General features: G+C 69.0%; 1 pseudogene. It reads right to left on the minus strand.

The annotated features are described in order from the left end of the window. A pseudogene (locus G9E11_RS15280) lies at positions 1–638 on the minus strand (IS3 family transposase); the annotation flags it as partial.

Consider the following 638-nt stretch of genomic DNA (forward strand, 5'->3'; position numbering starts at 1 on the left):
AGAATGATTCCTGCATGGCGTTGTCCCAGCAAACTCCGGTCCTGCCGACGGACTGCCGGATGCCCAGCCCGGCGCAGACGTCGTTGAGTTGGGCATAGGTGTACTGGGTGCCCCGGTCGGCGTGGAACACCACCCCGGCCGGGCCCCCACCGCGCAGGATGTACGCCATCCGGAGTGCCTTTTCGACGAGGCCGGCGGTCTGGGCCGAGTCCATGGCCCATCCGATCACCCGCCGCGAGCAGGCGTCCCGGACTGCACACAGGTAGACCCATCCTTCGCCGGTGCGCAGGTAGGTGATGTCCGAGATCCAGACGGCATCCAGGGCCCCGGTGTCCCATTTCCTGGCCACCAGGTCCGGGATCGCATGGACCGGCGCCTCACCGATTGGGGTCACCGGCCGGAACCGGCGCGGGGATATCCCTTCCAGGCCCTGCCGGCGCATCGAAGCGGCCACCGTCTTGCGGTCAACGCCGGTCCCGTTCCGGGGCAGCGCGGCCCGGACCCGCGGCGCACCGTAAACCCCGTTCGAATCCGCATGAGCCCGCCGGACCTTTCCATCCAGCTCGGTCCGCACTACGGCCCGCGGCGAAGACTCCGAATGCTTCGTCGCCGCCAGGCGTAGAACCCGGACCGTGACA

Source organism: Arthrobacter ipis, assembly GCF_014694315.1.
GTDB lineage: Bacteria > Actinomycetota > Actinomycetes > Actinomycetales > Micrococcaceae > Arthrobacter > Arthrobacter ipis.